The sequence below is a fragment of the Hylemonella gracilis str. Niagara R genome (assembly GCF_000600295.1).
In the GTDB taxonomy this organism is placed as follows: Bacteria; Pseudomonadota; Gammaproteobacteria; order Burkholderiales; family Burkholderiaceae_C; genus Hylemonella; species Hylemonella gracilis_A.
The window spans coordinates 3,487,368-3,504,413 of the sequence record NZ_JEMG01000001.1 but is presented as its reverse complement, the minus strand read 5'-3'; the positions used below and the strand labels follow the sequence as shown (position 1 = coordinate 3,504,413).

Annotated in this window: 18 protein-coding genes; 11 read left to right on the top strand and 7 right to left on the bottom strand. The window is 65.6% G+C overall.

Annotated features, from left to right (window positions below):
- Positions 1-29: 29 nt before the first annotated feature.
- On the bottom strand, positions 30-1,541 hold the full coding sequence (locus tag AZ34_RS15925) for an amino acid permease (RefSeq protein ID WP_035609872.1): 1,512 nt from the start codon (positions 1,539-1,541) through the stop codon (positions 30-32).
- Between the two features lie 226 nt (positions 1,542-1,767).
- Here AZ34_RS15925 and AZ34_RS15920 point away from each other — a divergent pair, with 226 nt between their 5' ends.
- From AZ34_RS15920 to AZ34_RS15905, 4 genes are all read left to right on the top strand, one after another.
- Positions 1,768-2,340: a cytochrome b gene (locus AZ34_RS15920; RefSeq protein ID WP_197026578.1), complete on the top strand. Its 573-nt coding sequence runs from the start codon at positions 1,768-1,770 to the stop codon at positions 2,338-2,340.
- Between the two features lie 26 nt (positions 2,341-2,366).
- Entirely contained in the window at positions 2,367-2,951 is a 585-nt protein-coding gene (locus AZ34_RS15915) for a YceI family protein (protein ID WP_035609867.1), read from the top strand.
- A 73-nt stretch (positions 2,952-3,024) separates the two neighbouring features.
- Positions 3,025-3,603, top strand: coding sequence for a YceI family protein (locus tag AZ34_RS15910; protein WP_035609865.1), 579 nt, complete (start codon positions 3,025-3,027; stop codon positions 3,601-3,603).
- Positions 3,604-3,780: 177 nt separating this feature from the next.
- Positions 3,781-4,269, top strand: coding sequence for an SRPBCC domain-containing protein (locus AZ34_RS15905; RefSeq protein WP_035609863.1), 489 nt, complete (start codon positions 3,781-3,783; stop codon positions 4,267-4,269).
- Between the two features lie 114 nt (positions 4,270-4,383).
- Here AZ34_RS15905 and ypfH read toward each other — a convergent pair whose 3' ends face one another.
- From ypfH to AZ34_RS15890, 3 genes are all read right to left on the bottom strand, one after another.
- Entirely contained in the window at positions 4,384-5,115 is a 732-nt protein-coding gene (ypfH, locus tag AZ34_RS15900) for an esterase (RefSeq protein ID WP_155831845.1), read from the bottom strand.
- A 62-nt stretch (positions 5,116-5,177) separates the two neighbouring features.
- The gene (locus AZ34_RS15895; protein ID WP_035609860.1) at positions 5,178-6,068 is read right to left on the bottom strand and encodes an urease accessory protein UreD; all 891 of its coding nucleotides are present in this window, start codon (positions 6,066-6,068) and stop codon (positions 5,178-5,180) included.
- 9 nt (positions 6,069-6,077) lie between these two features.
- Positions 6,078-6,539 carry a DUF962 domain-containing protein gene (locus AZ34_RS15890; RefSeq protein ID WP_035609857.1) on the bottom strand — a complete coding sequence of 154 codons (462 nt, stop codon included), beginning with the start codon at positions 6,537-6,539 and terminating at the stop codon, positions 6,078-6,080.
- A 63-nt stretch (positions 6,540-6,602) separates the two neighbouring features.
- Here AZ34_RS15890 and selD point away from each other — a divergent pair, with 63 nt between their 5' ends.
- The 3 genes from selD (at position 6,603) to phhA (ending at position 9,216) form a co-directional block, all read left to right on the top strand.
- Positions 6,603-7,682, top strand: coding sequence for a selenide, water dikinase SelD (gene selD / locus AZ34_RS15885; RefSeq protein WP_197026577.1), 1,080 nt, complete (start codon positions 6,603-6,605; stop codon positions 7,680-7,682).
- 306 nt (positions 7,683-7,988) lie between these two features.
- A complete protein-coding gene (locus AZ34_RS15880; protein ID WP_035609854.1) occupies positions 7,989-8,312 on the top strand; it encodes a 4a-hydroxytetrahydrobiopterin dehydratase in 324 nt (107 codons plus the stop codon).
- 16 nt (positions 8,313-8,328) lie between these two features.
- Entirely contained in the window at positions 8,329-9,216 is an 888-nt protein-coding gene (phhA, locus tag AZ34_RS15875) for a phenylalanine 4-monooxygenase (RefSeq protein WP_035609851.1), read from the top strand.
- A 66-nt stretch (positions 9,217-9,282) separates the two neighbouring features.
- On the opposite strand, the gene AZ34_RS15870 is transcribed toward phhA, so the two are convergent.
- Both AZ34_RS15870 and ftsY read right to left on the bottom strand, forming a co-directional pair.
- Positions 9,283-10,029, bottom strand: coding sequence for a sulfite exporter TauE/SafE family protein (locus AZ34_RS15870; RefSeq protein WP_035609848.1), 747 nt, complete (start codon positions 10,027-10,029; stop codon positions 9,283-9,285).
- Positions 10,030-10,059: 30 nt separating this feature from the next.
- Positions 10,060-11,082 carry a signal recognition particle-docking protein FtsY gene (ftsY, locus tag AZ34_RS15865; RefSeq protein WP_035611970.1) on the bottom strand — a complete coding sequence of 341 codons (1,023 nt, stop codon included), beginning with the start codon at positions 11,080-11,082 and terminating at the stop codon, positions 10,060-10,062.
- A gap of 28 nt (positions 11,083-11,110) precedes the next feature.
- Between ftsY and AZ34_RS15860 the strand changes: the two genes are divergently transcribed.
- The 4 genes from AZ34_RS15860 (at position 11,111) to AZ34_RS15845 (ending at position 15,241) form a co-directional block, all read left to right on the top strand.
- On the top strand, positions 11,111-12,553 hold the full coding sequence (locus tag AZ34_RS15860) for a M16 family metallopeptidase (protein ID WP_035609845.1): 1,443 nt from the start codon (positions 11,111-11,113) through the stop codon (positions 12,551-12,553).
- A gap of 51 nt (positions 12,554-12,604) precedes the next feature.
- The gene (locus AZ34_RS15855) at positions 12,605-14,056 is read left to right on the top strand and encodes a M16 family metallopeptidase (RefSeq protein WP_035609842.1); all 1,452 of its coding nucleotides are present in this window, start codon (positions 12,605-12,607) and stop codon (positions 14,054-14,056) included.
- A complete protein-coding gene (gene rsmD / locus AZ34_RS15850) occupies positions 14,056-14,679 on the top strand; it encodes a 16S rRNA (guanine(966)-N(2))-methyltransferase RsmD (protein WP_051509947.1) in 624 nt (207 codons plus the stop codon). Before AZ34_RS15855 ends, rsmD begins: the two co-directional genes overlap by 1 nt.
- A 115-nt stretch (positions 14,680-14,794) precedes the next feature.
- The gene (locus AZ34_RS15845; RefSeq protein ID WP_035609838.1) at positions 14,795-15,241 is read left to right on the top strand and encodes an SRPBCC family protein; all 447 of its coding nucleotides are present in this window, start codon (positions 14,795-14,797) and stop codon (positions 15,239-15,241) included.
- 137 nt (positions 15,242-15,378) lie between these two features.
- Here AZ34_RS15845 and AZ34_RS15840 read toward each other — a convergent pair whose 3' ends face one another.
- Positions 15,379-16,950 (bottom strand): methyl-accepting chemotaxis protein, encoded by a 1,572-nt coding sequence (locus tag AZ34_RS15840; RefSeq protein ID WP_035609835.1) that lies wholly within the window; start codon positions 16,948-16,950, stop codon positions 15,379-15,381.
- Between the last annotated feature and the right edge of the window lie 96 nt (positions 16,951-17,046).

Genomic DNA, 17,046 nt, shown 5'->3' with positions numbered 1-17,046 from the left:
CCCTGCGGCTTCCGTGCGTTCGTTCTATCTCAAAGAGACTTGTATTCAGCCGTGCCCTTGGAGCGGGCGAATTCCTCTTCCGGCGAGAGCACCAGCTTGTGGCGCCCGATGAGCGCGAAGTAGATGATGCCCACGGCGAACCAGATCGCCACGCCGATCACCCCCGCGCGGTAGACCGGGTCGGAAAGCTGGAAGTAGATGGTGACCAGCGCGATCAGCATGGTCAGTGCCGCGCCCACGATGCCAAAGGGGCTCTTGTAGGGGCGGGCGATGTGGGGGAACTTCTTGCGCAGCAAGATGAAGGACAGGGCCTGCATGATGTAGGAAATCATCGCGCCGAACACCGCCATGTTGAGCAGCGTGCCACCGATGATGCCGGCGCTGTTTTCCACGCCGTACCAGATCACGCACATCACGATCAGCGCCACCACCGCGCCGGTGACCATGGCCAGGTGCGGCGTCTTGCGGGTGCCATGCGTGATGGACAGTGCGCGCGGGAAGTAACCGGCGCGCGAAAGCGAGTAGATCTGGCGGCCCTGGGCGTAGATGATGGTGTGGAAGCTGGCGATCAGGCCGATCACGGCGATCAGCGCCAGGATCTTGGCGATGCCATCGCCGTAGATGGCGCGGAAGCCGTCCAGCAGCGGCTCGCCCGAGGTGGCGAGCGCGAAGGAGCCCTTGGCCACCGAGGAATTCAGCAGCAGGATCATGAAGGCCGAGACGATGAGCGTGATGATGCCCAGGATGATGCCGCGCGGCATGTCACGCTTGGGGTCGACCGATTCCTCGGCCGCCAGCGGCAACTGCTCGATGGCCAGGAAGAGCCAGACCGCGAAAGGCATGGCCGCCAGCGCGCCATGGAAACCGAAGGGCAGGAAGCTGCCGCCGCCCTCGGCCAGTTCGACCGGCGCGCCATCGGCACCGACGCCGATGTTGAGCGCCCAGCGCGTGAAGTCCATGTTGGGGATGGCGCTGAACCAGAAACCGACCAGGCAGGCCAAGGCCAGCAGCGTCACCACCAGCGTGACCTTGAAGGACAGTTCCACGCCGATGACGTTCAGGCCCACGAAGACGATGTAACCGCCGATCCAGTAGACCGGCTGGAAGCTCTCCGGCGTGCCGAAGATCGAGCCGAGGTAGGAGCCGATGAAAAAGACGATGACGGCCGGCGTGATGACGTATTCCACGTTCTCGCACAGGCCAGTGATGAAGCCGCCCCAAGGCCCCATGGTGGAGCGGGCGAAGGAGTAGGCCGCGCCAGTGTGGGGCAGGGCCGGGCTCATCTCGGCGATGGAAAAGGTCAGGCCCAGGTACATGATGGCGATGAAGACCGTGGCGATCAGCATGCCGCCCCAGCCGCCCACGCCCAGCCCGAAGTTCCAGCCCGAGAAGTGGCCGGAAATCACCGCGCCCACTCCCAGCGCCCACAGGGACGCGACGCCCGCGTAACGGCGCAGGCCGCGTTTCTCGAAATAGCTGCTGTCCACCGATTGGTAGGTGACACCGCCGCCGGATGCGGCGGCTGTTGTTGTTTCACTCATGGAAGTGCCTTTCAGCAAAGGAGAAGACAAGGAACAAGGGGTGCGGCCGCCAGCCAAACCAGGACGGTGCGAGGCGAATACCGGGCTAACCCCAGGGGCGAGTGCAAAAACGGTGCCAGCGCAGAAGGCCATCGGTTCGCGTGGGAGCGCAAAAAATTTGAACTCAGCCGACAAGCCCGCTCATCCTGGGGATAAAGGGGGCTTCCTAGAATGCCACCCCATTGCCATGAATACCTCCTCCACATCCATGCCCCCGATCGCGCGTTACAACGGCCTGGCCATCGTCCTGCACTGGACGCTGGGCCTGGTCCTGATCGGCTTGTTCGCCCTGGGCGTGTACATGGCGGATCTGCCTTTCTCGCCGGAACGGCTCAAATTGTTCAACTGGCACAAATGGGTGGGCATCCTGGTGCTGGCGCTGTCCTTTGTCCGCCTGTTCTGGCGGCTGATCCGCCCCGCGCCCGCCTTGCCGCCCGGCATCGCGCAGGCCATGCCCGCCTGGCAACGCCTGGCCCACCACGGCACGCACGGTGTGCTGTACGTCCTGTTCTTCGCCGTGCCCCTGCTGGGCTGGGCCTACAGCTCGGCCACGGGTTTTTCCGTCGTGCTGTTTGGCGTGCTACCCCTGCCCGATTTCGTGGGCAAGGACGCGGCGCTGGCTGAAACCTTGAAGGAAGCGCATGAAATCGGCGCCTACCTGATGGCCCTGTTTGTGCTGCTGCATGTGGCGGCGGCCCTGAAACACCAGTGGCTGGACCGCGACGGCCTGATCGGCCGCATGTGGTTCGGCCGTTCCTGACATTTCACCTGGGAGTCCTTCCAATCATGAATTTCATTCGCCGCCATTTCACGGGCAGCCTGCTGTTGGCGCTGTCCGCCTTCGCCAGTCTGTCACTGCCGGCCCAGGCCCAGCAAAAGCTGGTGCCCGCGCAGAGCGAGATCGTCTTCGTCAGCAAGCAGATGGGCGTGCCGGTCGAGGGCCACTTCAAGAAGTTCGACGCCCAGGTCGCTTTTGACCCCTCCAAGCTCCAGACCAGCAAGATCGCTTTCACGGTCGAGATGGCCAGCGCCACGCTGGGCGTGCCCGAGGCGGACGCCGAGTTGCCCAAGCCTGTCTGGTTCAACGTGCCGGGCTTTCCGAAGGCGACCTTCCAGTCCAGCACGATCAAGGCACTGGGCGGCGGCAAGTACGAGGTGGCGGGGCAACTCACCATCAAGGGTCGCGTCAACCCCGTCACGGTGCCCGTGACGCTGACGCAAGCGGGCGGCACGACCACCGCCACCGGCCTGTTCACCATCAAGCGCCTTGCCTTTGCCATCGGCGAGAACCAGTGGTCGGACACCTCCATGGTGGCGGATGACGTGCAAGTCAAGTTCAAGCTGGCGCTGACCGGCGTGGGCAAGGTCTGAGCCCGGCCGTTTGTCCTTCCTCTCGTTTCGATCCTTTCTTCCTCAACCTTCGTTGCTACACAGGAGTTTCCTCATGCGCAAGATCACTGCCGCCACCCTCGTCGGCCTCGCCCTGGCCTTCACCGGCGCTGCCCAGGCCCAGTCCGCCACCTACAGCATCGACCCGACGCACACCTTCGTGACCTTTGAGATCGACCACATGGGCACCTCAACCAACCGTGGCCGTTTCGACAAGAAGGACGGCTCGGTGAAGCTGGACAAGGCCGCCAAGAAGGGCAGCGTGGAGATCACCATCGACATGGCCTCGATCAGCACTGGCACCACGGCCTTCGACAAGCACCTGCAAGGCCCGGATTTCTTCAACGCCGAAAAATTCCCGACCGCCAAGTTCACCGCCGACAAGTTCAGCTTCAACGGCGACAAAGTCAGCGAAATCACCGGCACCCTGACCCTGGTGGGCAAGACCCAACCGGTCACGCTCAAGGCCAGCAAGTTCAACTGCTACCAGAGCCCCATGCTCAAGCGTGAAGTCTGCGGCGGCGATTTCGAGACCACCATTGATCGCAGCGCTTACGGCATCGACTTCGGTCTGAACTGGGGCTTCCCCAAGGAAGTGAAGCTGCTGGTCCAGGTGGAAGCCGTCAAGCAGTAAGAAGCGAGGCTCGCCTTCGTCAAGAAGCCGGTCGGGTTCGACCGGCTTTTTTCATGCGCCGGGGCGGGGGATGAAGACATGCAGCCCGCTGGGCTCCGGGTTTTTCCCGATCCCTTGGGTGTCGAACCGGGCTTGCGACGTTCGTCGAACAGGTATCGCAACATTCCTGGAGCTTCCATGTCCGTCACAGACCACGACCGCGCATCCGCCGTCCAGCACGCCACCCTGGTTTTCGAGCGTGAGCTGTCCGCCCCCATCACCGCGGTCTTCGAGGCCTACGCCAGTGCGACGCTGCGGGCACGATGGGGCGCGCCATCCGACACCGCAGTCATCCTCTACGACGCTGAGGATTTCAGGGAAGGCGGTATCGACCGCTACCGTTGCGGTTCCAAGCACGATCCCAACATCCATGTGACCACGCACTATCTCGAGATCGTCGAGAACCAGCGCATCGTCTACAGCGAGACCATCACGACCGCGGGGCGGCGCCTCTGTGCGGCGTTGACGACCGTGGAGCTCGCGCCTTGCGAGCGGGGAACGAGGCTCAGGAGCACGACCCAGGTGGCGTCCTTCATCGGGGCGGCGATGATCGATGGGCACGAGGTTGGTCAGGCGGCTTCACTGGATAATCTGGTTCAGTACTTCGAGAGCCACGGTGTTACCTGATCTCTCGTCCGGGTGGCGTACGGGCCGGGCGAAGTGCCCGACGATTGTCGGAAAAATACCAACCGCGTCCATTTCAAGCTAACCGGGGAATGAGTGTCCCGGTCGCATGCAGCCTTAGTCCCCAGATTCGCCCCGCCCCTCATCCTCCCCCACATCACCCCCCTCCCCAGGCTTCAACCAAAGCCGCGCCGGGATGTGCTGTTCCAGCTTTTCCACCGCCAGTTCAATCAGGTCGGGGTGCAACTCGTGGCCGACGAAGGGCAGCACGTCGGCGGTGAAGTCGGCGCCGAATTCCTTCAGGCGCAGCGCGCCTTCGATGGCGTGGCGGTAGGGCATCACGGCATCGGTCTTGCCGTGCAGCAGGTGGATGGTGCAGTTTTCGTGGGGTGGTGTTTCGGGCAGCGCTGCGAAGCGGCCCGCGATGGCGATGGTGCGTGCCGCCACCGGTTCCGGCTGCATCGCCGCAGCCAGGGCCATGATGGCGCCTTGCGAGAAACCGACCAGCGCGGTGCCGGCCGCGTCCACGCCGCTGCTTGCTTGCCAGTGCCGCACCAAGGCTTCGACCTTGGGCAGTGCTGCGGCCACGCGCCCGGGGCGATTGTCCTCCGTCACCTCATGGATGGAAAACCATTGGTGGCCCGCGAGCTGAACCGGTGTGCCGGGCATGAAGGGTTCGGGCGCGTTCAAGGCCACGATCATCGCGTTCGGAAACACGCGCGCGTAGGCCTGCCCCAAGCCGACCATGCTCTGCGCGTTGCTGCCCACGCCATGCAGCAGCAAAATCAGTTGTGTGGTTTTGGCCCCACCGTTTTGCGCGGGGTCCTGGAGGATGAGGGCATCGGTCATGGTGAGTTCGTTGCGAGGCGTGGTTTGCGTCGCGGTTGCGGAGTTGCGTTGGACAGTGTTGCTCAAAGCGCCCAGGTCCTGGGTGGCGTGGCTTCCAGTTGCCAGAGTTCGCGCCGCCAGACACCCCGCAGGCGCTTGAGCAGATCCAGCGCGGGCTCCACCAGGGGGCTCAGCACCCGCACGGCCAGGACCTGCGGATGGGGGCTGGTCGCGCCCGCGACGAGGGCCGGTGCGTCGCGCGTGGCAGCGCTGGAAAGTGCGCCTGATTCCAGCGCGGCGCGCACCGCGTCCAGGGCCGCCTCGCGCCGGTCCCGAGGGATGGCCGTGCCCGAGGCAAAAAACAGCGTGCCCAGGCAGCGGTGGCCGGCCAGGCCCAACGGTCCATCCATCAGGCGGGTGTCAGTCGCGTCGATGCGGCCCTGTTCCAGCCAGACCGGCGCGCGCACTTCTGCGTTCAGGCCGCCCAGGTTCTGGATCTCCAGGTGCTGCGAGAAACGGCCCTGGGTGTAGGCCTGGTCCGCCGCCGGCAGGCCCAGCGCCGTCACGTCCCAGCCGATCAGTTCGGCTCCAGGGGCCAGGTCGAATACAGCCTTGTTGTTGGCCTGGCACTGCGGGTAGGCCAGCGCTTCGAGGGGCAGCCATTCCAGCCGCGCGCCATCTTCGACGCGGGCATGGACTTGCTGGGAAGCAGCGTCCCCTGTGCTCCGGTAGAAACGCGTTGCGCCGGGCGTCGTCACCAGACCGTGCGAGCCGGCGGCGACGGAAAGCTGGATGTCCAGCGTGTCGCCGCCCACCAATCCACCAGGTGGGTGCACCAGCACGTTGTGGCAGACCGCGTCGCCCTCGGGGTAGAGGCTTTGCAGGATGCGCAGCGGTCCGTCGTGGCGGTAACGCGCCACGCTGCGTCCGTTTTCAAGCGTGTAGTCGAGTTGCAGCGCGGCGTGCCAGCTCATGAAGAGGATTTACCAGCGCAAACCGCGCTTGACAAAGAGGTGGCTGAGCACGAAGAGCGGGCCGACCCAGAGGTACTGCACGTCTTCGAAGAAGGAGGGCTTCTTGCCTTCGATGTGGTGACCGATGAATTGGAAGATCCAGGCCACGACGAAGATGCTGGCGCAGATGGCGATGCGGTAGTCGCCCATCAGGTGCACCAGCGCCAGGCCGATGGCCGAGATGGCCGCCATGGCCAGGGTGAACATGCGCGACAGGCGGATGTAATAGATCAGGCTGGCCCCGATGAAGGCATAGGCCGCCAGCGGGTGGATGGCGAAGATCAGGCCCACGATGCTGAGCATGATGAGCGGAATCGCGGCGTAGTGGATCAGCTCGTTGGCCGGGTTCTGGTGGCTTGCACCGTAGTGGGCGAGCAGTTGGTCGACGCGGCGCGTGGCGCCGTCGTGGTTGTCCTGGGCAAGCGTGGTCATGGTGGTCTCCTGTAGGGGGTGGGTCCGGGTGGCAAACCTCTTGTGCAGGGCACAATGATAGCCATGGCTGCCATGACTTCTACCCCTGATCTGTCCCGGGGCTCCGAGCCCCGTTTGACTTCCCTTTCTCACGGCGGCGGCTGCGGTTGCAAGATCGCGCCGGGCGTCCTGTCCGACATCCTGAAGGGCAGCAATGGCCTGCCCGTGCCGCCCGAGTTGCTGGTGGGCATCGAAACGGCCGATGACGCGGCGGTCTACCGGCTCAACGACGAGCAAGCTCTGATCGCCACCACCGATTTCTTCATGCCCATCGTGGACGATGCCTACGACTTCGGCCGCATCGCCGCCACCAACGCCATCAGCGACGTCTATGCCATGGGCGGGCGGCCCATCATGGCGCTGGCGCTGGTGGGCATGCCCATCAACGTGCTGTCCACGGCGACCATCGGCCGCATTCTTGATGGCGGGCAGGCCGTGTGCAAGGCAGCGGGTATCCCGATCGCGGGTGGGCACACCATCGATTCGGTGGAGCCCATCTACGGCCTGGTGGCCTTGGGCCTGGTGCATCCCGGGCGCGTCAAGCGCAACGCCGACGCCCGGGTGGGGGATCGCCTCATCCTGGGCAAGCCCCTGGGCGTGGGTGTGTTGTCGGCTGCGCTCAAGAAGGAACAGCTGGACGCGGCGGGCTACGCGCGCATGATCGACACGACCACGCGCCTGAACACCCCCGGTCCCGAGCTGTCCGCGATCGAGGGCGTGCACGCCTTGACCGATGTGACGGGCTTCGGCCTCGCGGGGCATGGACTGGAGCTGGCGCGCGGCGCTGGGCGCACGGTGGAAATCGATTGGTCCCGGGTGCCCCTGCTGCCGGGGGTGCGTGATCTGGCCGCGCAAGGTTTCGTGACGGGCGCGTCGGGCCGCAACTGGGCCGGTTATGGCGCTTCGGTGAGTTTGCCGGCGGGTTTCGAGTCCGTGGACCAGGCTCTGCTGAGCGATCCGCAAACCAGCGGGGGCCTGCTGGTGAGCTGCGCGCCCGAGGCTGTGCCGCAGGTGCTGGCGACCTTCCGTCGCCATGGATTCGACGCCGCCGCCGAGATCGGTCGCGTGACGGACGAAGGCGCGGGCCGATTGGTCGTGCGCTGACTTTGCACTGCTTGCGCGCTGGCTTGGGGCCGTTGACGCCTCTGCGTCGGGCCAGGGTTTACCCAAGCCGGGATCCGCGCGATCGGCGCCCATAATCGCACCCAGCCCCGGCGACAGCCCGGGGCAGAACGACGGACCCGTTCCGCGCGCATGACACCAGCCTTCAGCATCATCGGCGAACACCTCGCGCGCAGCGTGCGCGGTGTGCCCTGCGCGCCGCCGAATTGACCCTTATCCTCTCCATGGCTGCTGCCCTATTCGGCGGTGGTGTTGTGTTTGGGTCATTCGATTTCTGGAGCATGCAGCATGTCCAACCATTCCTTGAAACTTGATGCCGCGCAGGTGCGCGAGCAATTGGCCACCTTGTCCGAGTGGACGCACAGCGCGGAGCGCGGTGGTCTCATCGCTCGCGAGTTCCGCTTCGCGGATTTCACGCAAGCCTTCGGTTTCATGGCCCAGGTGGCTCTGATGGCCGAAAAGCACAACCACCATCCTGAGTGGTTCAACGTCTACAACAAGGTCTCGGTCGTGATGACCACCCACGATGCCCAGGGCCTGACGCTCAAGGACATCGAAATGGCCCGCTACATGGACCGCTGCGCGGCGGCGCTGTTGTCCACCGCGCGCTGAAGCCTGGAGCCACGCCATGCAAGCCACTCCGGCATCCAGTAAGCACGGTCTGGCGGCGGGGCTGGGGCAAACACCCCAGCGTCCGGACTGGACCATTGACCAGGGCTGGGCGGGCTACACCGCCCAGGAACATGCCGTCTGGCGCACCTTGTTCGAACGGCAGTCGCGCCTCCTGCCCGGCCGCGCCTGCGACGAGTTCATCGAAGGCATGCGCAAGCTGCCGATTGGCGCAGAGCAGATCCCCGATTTCGAGCAGATGTCCAAGGTGCTGCGCCGTCAGACTGGTTGGGAAGTGGTCGCGGTGCCGGGTCTGGTGCCGGACGAGGTGTTTTTCGAGCATTTGGCGCATCGGCGTTTCCCGGCTGGGCAGTTCATCCGCCAAGCGCATGAGCTGGACTACCTCGAAGAACCCGATGTCTTTCACGATGTCTTCGGTCATGTGCCCATGCTGATGAACCCGGTCATCGCCGACTACATCCAGGCCTATGGCGAAGGCGGGCTGCGCGCCCAGCGCCTGGGCGTGCTCGACAAGCTGGCCCGGGTCTACTGGTACACGGTGGAATTCGGTCTTGTGTTGCAGCCCGACGGCTTGCGCATCTACGGCGCTGGCATCGTGTCTTCATTCACCGAGACCTGTTTCAGCGTCGAAGATGCCTCGCCCAATCGCTTGCGCTTCGACTTGGCGCGTGTGATGCGCACCCGCTACCGCATCGACGATTTTCAGGAAACGTATTTCGTCATCCAGCACCTCGATGAGCTGCTGGGACTGGCCAACATCGATTTTGCGCCTCTGTACGTGCGGGTCGCGGCCGAGCCCGAACTGGAGCCTGGTGATGTTCTTGATGTGGACCAGGTGATCACACGCGGCACGGGCCGTTACCACGCGGCCAAGCGCGCCATCTGAGTGCGCCGTCACAAAAGACCAGGGGCGACCATAGACCGCCCGGTGCCGTGAGGTGGCTGGGCTCTTTCAGCGCGAAAGCAACTGCCCCACGCCGGACACCAACAGGGCCGCACCCGAGACCGTGAGCAACAGCAGCACGATCTGCCGGAAGCGCGCCTCGCTCAGACCCAGGTAAAGCCGCGTGCCCAGCCAAGAGCTGAGCAGCACCACGGGGATGAGCAGGGCCAGCGAGGGCAGCGTGGCGCGCGTGATCAGGCCACGCGCCAGGTAGGCCACCAGCGTGACCAGCTGGATGCCGAGGTTGAAGTTCTGCACCAGGGCGCGCAGTTCGTCCTTGGGCCAGCCGCGCAGGGTGCCCCAAAGCGTGGGGACGATGCCCGTGTAGCCGCCCAGCCCACCGAGGATGCCGCCGCTCAGGCCGCTCAGCCCGTCCGCGAAGCGCCCGCCGTGGTGGATGCGCGGCAGCTGGGGCGCGAGCAGCAAGGCGGGGCAGGCGATCACCAGCAAGCCGCCGAGCGCGGTCTTGAACAACGCCACGTCCAATTGCGGCAGCAGCAGCACGCCCAGTGGGACGCCCAGCAGACCCCCGACCAGGAAAGGCAGGAAGCGCCGCCAGTGCCAATGGCGTTGCAGCGTGAAGGCCGCTTGAACCTGCCCTGTGAGCGCGCCGCACAGGGACAGCACGGCAGTCAGCTGCGGCGCGAGAAACCAGGCCCAGACCGCGGTGGAAGTCATGCCGAAGTTGGAGCCGGAGATGCCTTGCACCAGACCGCCCAGGGCGGCGCCGAGGATAAGAATGAGTGAGTCGTTCACCAGTTACTAACCCATGCTTTCGCGCATGCCTCAGTCCAGCAAGGCCTGCGCAAACTCCCGCGCGCTGAAGGTTTCCAGTTCGTCGAGTTGCTCGCCCACGCCGATGAAATAAACCGGAACGGGGCGTGCGTCCGCCGTGCTCAAGGCACGGTCACGCGCCCACAGTGCGATAGCCGCCAGCACGCCGCCCTTGGCCGTGCCGTCCAGCTTGGTGACAATGAGGCCGGTCAGCCCCAGCGCTTCGTCGAAGGACTTCACCTGCGTCAGCGCGTTCTGGCCGGTGTTGCCGTCGATGACCAGCAAGATTTCGTGCGGTGACGTCTCGTCGGCCTTCTGCACCACGCGCTTGATTTTCTTGAGCTCTTCCATCAGATGCAGCTGTGTGGGCAGGCGGCCCGCCGTGTCCACCAGCACCACGTCCTTGGCCCTGGCCTTCCCCGCGTTCACAGCGTCGAAGCAGACCGAGGCCGGGTCACCGCCGGCCTGGTGCACGATGTCCACGCTGCCCGAACCCTGGCGGTTGCGGTCGGCCCAGACCATCAATTGTTCGCGCGCTGCGGCACGGAAGGTGTCAGCCGCGGCCAGCAGCACGCTGGCGCCGGCTTCGGCCAGGTGGTGCGTGAGCTTGCCAATGCTGGTGGTCTTGCCTGCGCCGTTGACGCCCGCGACCATGATGACGGTCGGCTTGCGCCCGCCGACACTCAGGGTTTGTTCCAGGGGCGTGAGCAGGTCGGCCAGCGCGTCAACCAGCAGGGCCTTGACTGCGGCGGGTTCGGTGGCTTTGCTTTCCTTTACACGGCGTTTTAAATCGTCGAGCAAATACTGTGTAGCCTTGACGCCCGCGTCGGCCATCAGCAGGGCTTCCTCCAGTTGTTCGTAGAGCGCGTCATCGATGCGCGTTCCGGTGAACACCGTGGCGATGCCGCCACCCGTCTTGCGCAGACCCGCACGCAGTTTGCCCAGCCAGCCCTCGCGGGGCTTGCTGGAAGACGAAGGAAACGCGGACGTGGAAGGAACTTCGCTTGAAGATTTGCTTCTGAAGATGTTGAACATGAAGGGCATTCCTACAATGCCGCATTCTATGAAACGCTTATTCATCTGCTTTTTCACCTTGCTGGCCGTCTGTGGCGGCGTACAGGCACAGGGGCAATCCCTGGCCCGGACGGCCATCAGCGCCAAGCCCCAGCAATTCACACTCGCCAACGGCATGTCCTTGATCGTGCAGGTGGACCGGCGCGCGCCGACCGCCGTCCACATGCTCTGGGTGCGCGCCGGCAGCATGGACGAGGTGGATGGCAAGAGTGGCGTGGCCCATGTGCTGGAGCACATGATGTTCAAGGGCACTCAATCGGCGATGGGCGGCACGGCAGCAGGTGAATTCTCGCGCCGCGTCGCCGCCCTGGGCGGTCGCGAGAACGCCTTCACCGCCAGTGACTACACGGGCTACTTCCAGCAGATTCCGGCCAGCCGCCTGGAAGACGTCATGAAGCTTGAGGCCGACCGCTTCGCGCACAACCACTGGCCGGACAGCGAGTTCATCAAGGAAATCGAGGTGGTCAAGGAGGAGCGCCGCATGCGCACCGAGGACGATCCGCGTGCATTGTTGGACGAGACCCTGCAGGCCACGGCCTTCGTCGCATCCCCTTACCGCCGTCCCATCGTGGGCTGGATGAACGATCTTGATAACCTCACGCCCGACGATGTGCGCGCCTTTTACCGTGACTGGTACGTGCCCGCCAACGCCGTGGTGGTGGTGGCGGGCGACGTGAAGGTGCCCCAGGTGCGCCGTTGGGCCGAGCAGTATTACGGCCGCCTGCCCGCGCGTGCCCTGCCCGAGCGCAAGCCGCGCGTCGAACCGCCGCAGGCCGGCGTGAAGCGCGTGGAAGTCAAGGCGCCCGCCGAGCAGGCTTACGTCGCGCTGGCCTGGAAAGTGCCAGGCTTGCGCAATATCGCCAACCCCTCGACCGAGGATTGGGACGCCATGGCCCTGACTGTGTTGGCCGCCGTGCTCGATGGTTATGACGGTGCGCGCCTGCAGCGTGCCCTGGTGCAAGGCCAGGGCAGCAATGCCAAGCGCGTGGCCGACGGTGCGGGCGCGGGCAATGGGCTGCTGGGGCGTGGTCCGCAACTGTTCGTGCTAGATGGTTCTCCCGCGGCTGGTCGGACCGTTGCCGAATTGGAGGCCGCCTTGCGCGAGCAGGTCGCGCGCATCGCGCGCGAGGGCGTCAGCGAAGCCGAGCTGCACCGCGTCAAGACGCAATGGATGGCCAGCGAGGTCTATCAGCGTGATTCCCTGTTCTACCGCGCGCGCAGGCTGGGTGCCAACGCCATGCTGGGCCTGCCGCTGGATGCGGACGACCGCTTGCTGGCCCACCTGCGCACGATCACCTCTCAGCAGGTGCAGAACGTGGCTGCGCGTTATTTCGGCGACGACACCCTGACCGTGGGCGTGCTGCATCCCCTGCCACTCGATCCCCAGCGGCGTGCCCGTCCTCTGGGCGGCGCGGGAGGCAGGCATTTCTGAGCGGGCAACCGTGCTTTGTGAACCCGATACAAATCTGGGTCTGAACCCACTATGAAGATGATGCAGAACAAATTCTCGGGTCTGGTGCTCGCGGCGCTGGTCGGCGGACTCGCCCCGCTCACGGCTCAGGCGGCCATTCCCATCCAGCACTGGACCCAGCCGGAGGGCCCGGGGCAGGGCGCCGAAGTCTGGCTGATCGAAAGTCCGGCCGTGCCCATGGTCGACGTGCGGCTGGAATTCGATGGTGGTGGTCGGCGTGACCCGGTGGACCGGGCGGGGCTGGCCGAGGCTGGCACCTTGATGATGGGTAAGGGCGTGCGTGCTGCGGGGGGGGAGTTGAGCGCCGCCGGGCCGCCCCAAGGCGCGAAGGCCCCCTTGGGGGGCAGCGCAGTACGCGCAGCGACAAGCGTGGGGGCCAACAATGCCGCGCTGGACGAAAACGCCCTGGGCGAAGCTTGGGCGGACCTGGGTGCGATGTTCGGCGGTGATGACACCACGGACCGCGTGAGCTTTTCCCTGCGCAGCCTGACCGATCCAGAGCTGCTGCAGCGTGCCGCCGCCCTGGCTGCGCGCGTGCTGGCCGAGCCGGCCTGGCCCGAGGCGGTCTGGACGCGCGAGCGCGAGCGCATGCAGGCCGCGCTGCGGGAATCCCTCACGCGACCGGCCACCGTGGCCTCGCGCACCTTCCAGCGCGCGGTGTTTGGCGCCCATCCCTACGGGCAATCGATGACGGACGACACGCTGGCGCGCATCGGCGTGGCCGACATGCAGGCCTGGCATGCGCGCACCTTCCTGGCTTGCCGGGCCAAGGTCAGCATCGTGGGAGCCGTCAACCGCGCACAGGCGCAGGAACTGACGGCGCAACTGCTGGCGCGCCTGCCCAGGAGCCGGGATGCCAAGGACTGTCCGCCCTTGCCGCCCGTGCCCGAGGTGCCCTCCTTGGACAAGGCAGCCGATATCCGCATTCCCTTCGATGCTGCGCAGGCCCAGGTCTTCATCGGACAGCCCGGCTTCAAGCGCGATGACCCTGACTACTTCGCGCTGACCGTGGGCAACTACATCCTCGGTGGCGGTGGTTTCGTCTCTCGCCTGACCGAGGAAGTGCGCGAGAAGCGTGGCCTGAGCTACAGCGTCTACAGCTACTTCAACCCCGGCCTGCACGCGGGCAGTTTCACCATCGGCCTGCAGACCCGACCTGATCAGGCGGACGCGGCCGTGAAGGTGGCGCGTGAGGTGCTGGCCCGCTTCCTGGCCCAGGGGCCGACCGAGGCCGAACTCAAGGCGGCCAAGGCCAATCTGATCGGCGGCTTTGCCCTGCGCATCGACAGCAACCGCAAGCTGATCGACAACCTCGCCAACATCGCCGCGCATGACCTGCCCATGGACTATCTGGATACCTGGGCCGAGCAAGTGAGCAAGGTCACGGTGGCCGACATCAAGAGTGCCTTCGCGCGCAAGTTGCGCGCGGACCGCATGGTGACGGTGGTGCTGGGTGGCAAGTGATGCGGCAAGGCAAACCCGCCACGGCGCGCCCATCGACAGTGCAATCCCGCAAGCACGAAGTCCGCATCATTGGCGGGCTGTGGAAGCGCAGCAAATTGCCCGTGGCCGACAAACCCGGCCTGCGCCCCACGCCAGACCGCGTGCGCGAGACCCTGTTCAACTGGCTGGGGCAGGACCTCACGGGCTGGCGCTGCGTCGATGCCTTCGCGGGCAGCGGGGCGCTGGGGTTCGAGGCGGCCTCGCGTGGCGCGCTGGAAGTCACCCTGGTGGAGCAGGACGCGGCTCTGGTCGCGCAGTTGCAGAAGGTCAAGGAACACTTGAAGGCCGATGCGGCGGGTGTGCAGATCACACTGCGGCGAGGCGACGGCATCACGGCCTTGGGCGCCTGGCCGGCCGCGCAGCCGCAGGACGGCTTGGACCTCGTTTTTCTTGACCCACCTTTTGACGCGCAGTTGTTCGAGCCTGCCTTGAAGGCCGCGGCGCGCGTGGTGAAGCCAGGTGCCTACATTTACCTGGAAGCGCCTTCCGCGTGGACGGCCGAGCTGCTGGCCCCCCTGGGCCTGTCGCCCCACCGGCACCTGAAGGCTGGCGCCGTGCACGCCCATTTGCTGCGGCGCGAGTGAGGTCCGCATCTGGGGGCAGCCCCAGGGTGACGTTGCCTGGGTGGGATTTATCATCGTCGAACATCCGCACGCGCAACGGCGCGTCCCTGAAATTGGTCCCATCCAGGAGGTCCGCATGGCCAGTGGCACCGTTCAACTCCATCGTGTCCTGCGCGCGCCGCCCGAGCGCATCTACCGCGCATTTCTTGAGCCCGATGGCTTGGCCAAGTGGTTGCCGCCCTTCGGTTTCACCTGCAGCATCGAGCATTTGGATGCACGCGTGGGCGGCAGCTATCGCATGGCGTTCAGGAATTTTGGCAACGGCCAAAGCCATGCCTTTGGCGGCGAGTACCTCGAGTTGCTGCCGAACCAGAAGATCCGCTACACGGACCGCTTTGATGCGCCTGGCCCGGCAGGTCAAATGATCACGACCATCGTCCTCCGGGCCGTGTCCTGCGGCACCGAACTGACGGCCACGCAGGAAGGCATCCCCGAGGTGATCCCGACCGAGATGTGCTACCTGGGCTGGCAGGAATCGCTGGAGCAGCTGGCGCGCCTGGTCGAACCGGAGATCCAGGAATGAGACCGGGCATGGCCTGCCTGAGGTGCATGTCCGCCGTGGGCCTCGACGGGATGCCGCCCGCGCCCTGAGCCAGGCCGACGCCAGCCGCTGGTGCGTGTGCGCCAGCTCCAGCGCGGATGCCGACCTTGCCCTCGCGCTCAGCGCGGCGCGGGCAGGGCACCCAGTGCGGCTGGTGGCGCGGCCGAATCGCTGACATGGAACTGGTCCACGGTGCGCGAGAGCGCCTGTGCCTGCTGGCGCAGCGACTGGGCCGCGGCCAGCGCCTCTTCCACCAGCGCCGCGTTCTGCTGCGTGCTCTGGTCCATCTGCGTGATCGCCTGGTTCACTTGCGCGATGCCTGCGCTTTGCTCGGCACTGGCGCCGCTGATCTCGGCCACCATCTGGGTGACGCGCTGCACGCCCTGGACGATCTCGCGCATGGTATCTCCTGCCTGTTCCACCAGGGCCGTGCCCGCGCCGACCTTGCTCACCGAGTCATCGATCAGGCGCTTGATTTCCTTGGCGGCTTCGGCCGAGCGTCCGGCCAGGCTGCGCACCTCGCTCGCCACGACGGCGAAACCGCGCCCCTGTTCGCCCGCGCGCGCGGCTTCGACGGCCGCGTTCAAGGCCAGGATGTTGGTCTGGAAGGCGATGCCGTCGATCACGCTGATGATGTCCACGATCTTGCGCGAGGACACGTCGATGGAGGCCATGGTGCTCACCACCTGTTCAACCACCGCGCCGCCACGCCCCGCCACATCGGAGGCGGACCGGGCCAGTTCGTTGGCTTGCCGCGCGTTCTCGGCGTTTTGCTGCACGGTGGAGGTCAGTTCCTCCATTGAAGCCGCGGTCTCTTCCAGCGCACTCGCCTGCGATTCGGTGCGGGCCGACAGGTCGCCGTTGCCCGCGGCGATTTCGGCCGAGGCGGTGGTGATGGAGTCGGTGCTCTCGCGTACCTGGCGCACCAGGCGCGCGAGGTTGTCGCGCATGAGCCGAATGGCGGCCAGGATGCTGGTCTGGTCGCCCGCGCGCGTTTGCACCTCCACCACCAGGTTGCCTTCGGCGATCTGCTTGACGACCTCGGCCGCGTACTGCGGTTCGCCGCCCAGCTGGCGCACCAGGGTGCGCAGCATGTCCCAGGCCAGGGCCACGATCACCAGCATCAGCACCGTGCCGATGGACAGCAGGATGATGGTGTTGCGCCAGAAGGCCTGCTGGATGTCGTCGATGTATTCACCGTAACCGATGATCCAGTCCCAGGGCTCGAACTTGATGATGGCGTAGAGCTTCTCGACTTCGTCCTTGACCCCGGGGCGCGTGCCCTTGGCCACCACGGTGCCGATCACCTTGCCCTGCAAGGCCGCGCGGTAGCGCTCGCCGGCGGCCCGGCCCACGTTGGCGTCCACGATGCCCACGCGCTTGGGGTTGGGGTGCACGTAGTTCACGTCGTCGGTGTAGCCGCGCACGAAGAAGTACTGGTCATTCTTGTGGAAGGCGCCGATGGCGCGTTTGGCTTCCTTCAAGGCCTCGTCGCGCGTGAGCTGGCCGGATTTCTCCAGCTCGTGGGCCTTTTGCGCGGCCGCGTGGGCGAGCACCACCAGGGTGGAAAGCTGGTTGGTGCGCTCCTGCATCATGGACCGGTAGAGCGTGGTCAGCGCCACGGCCGACAGCGCCAGCAGACCCAGCAGCGCGGCACTGCACAGCAAGATGATACGGGTGCGAAGTTTCATACCCACTCCTGGATTTGTGACAAATTAATGACAAGACGATACCGCAGTTCTCCGCAGCATGAACTGCTGGCATGGTGGGGCGGGCGGGTACGATGG

Bases quoted from the DNA above. Each gene is read 5' to 3' on its own strand.
- AZ34_RS15845 (WP_035609838.1), top strand. From the start codon at position 14,795: ATGGCCAGTGGCACCGTTCAACTCCATCGTGTCCTGCGCGCGCCGCCC.
- ftsY (WP_035611970.1), bottom strand. From the start codon at position 11,082: ATGTTCAACATCTTCAGAAGCAAATCTTCAAGCGAAGTTCCTTCCACG.
- selD (WP_197026577.1), top strand. From the start codon at position 6,603: ATGGCTGCCATGACTTCTACCCCTGATCTGTCCCGGGGCTCCGAGCCC.
- AZ34_RS15880 (WP_035609854.1), top strand. From the start codon at position 7,989: ATGTCCAACCATTCCTTGAAACTTGATGCCGCGCAGGTGCGCGAGCAA.
- AZ34_RS15925 (WP_035609872.1), bottom strand. From the start codon at position 1,541: ATGAGTGAAACAACAACAGCCGCCGCATCCGGCGGCGGTGTCACCTAC.
- AZ34_RS15915 (WP_035609867.1), top strand. From the start codon at position 2,367: ATGAATTTCATTCGCCGCCATTTCACGGGCAGCCTGCTGTTGGCGCTG.
- AZ34_RS15860 (WP_035609845.1), top strand. From the start codon at position 11,111: ATGAAACGCTTATTCATCTGCTTTTTCACCTTGCTGGCCGTCTGTGGC.
- AZ34_RS15905 (WP_035609863.1), top strand. From the start codon at position 3,781: ATGTCCGTCACAGACCACGACCGCGCATCCGCCGTCCAGCACGCCACC.
- AZ34_RS15910 (WP_035609865.1), top strand. From the start codon at position 3,025: ATGCGCAAGATCACTGCCGCCACCCTCGTCGGCCTCGCCCTGGCCTTC.
- ypfH (WP_155831845.1), bottom strand. From the start codon at position 5,115: ATGACCGATGCCCTCATCCTCCAGGACCCCGCGCAAAACGGTGGGGCC.
- AZ34_RS15890 (WP_035609857.1), bottom strand. From the start codon at position 6,539: ATGACCACGCTTGCCCAGGACAACCACGACGGCGCCACGCGCCGCGTC.
- AZ34_RS15895 (WP_035609860.1), bottom strand. From the start codon at position 6,068: ATGAGCTGGCACGCCGCGCTGCAACTCGACTACACGCTTGAAAACGGA.
- rsmD (WP_051509947.1), top strand. From the start codon at position 14,056: ATGCGGCAAGGCAAACCCGCCACGGCGCGCCCATCGACAGTGCAATCC.
- AZ34_RS15840 (WP_035609835.1), bottom strand. From the start codon at position 16,950: ATGAAACTTCGCACCCGTATCATCTTGCTGTGCAGTGCCGCGCTGCTG.
- AZ34_RS15855 (WP_035609842.1), top strand. From the start codon at position 12,605: ATGAAGATGATGCAGAACAAATTCTCGGGTCTGGTGCTCGCGGCGCTG.
- AZ34_RS15920 (WP_197026578.1), top strand. From the start codon at position 1,768: ATGAATACCTCCTCCACATCCATGCCCCCGATCGCGCGTTACAACGGC.
- phhA (WP_035609851.1), top strand. From the start codon at position 8,329: ATGCAAGCCACTCCGGCATCCAGTAAGCACGGTCTGGCGGCGGGGCTG.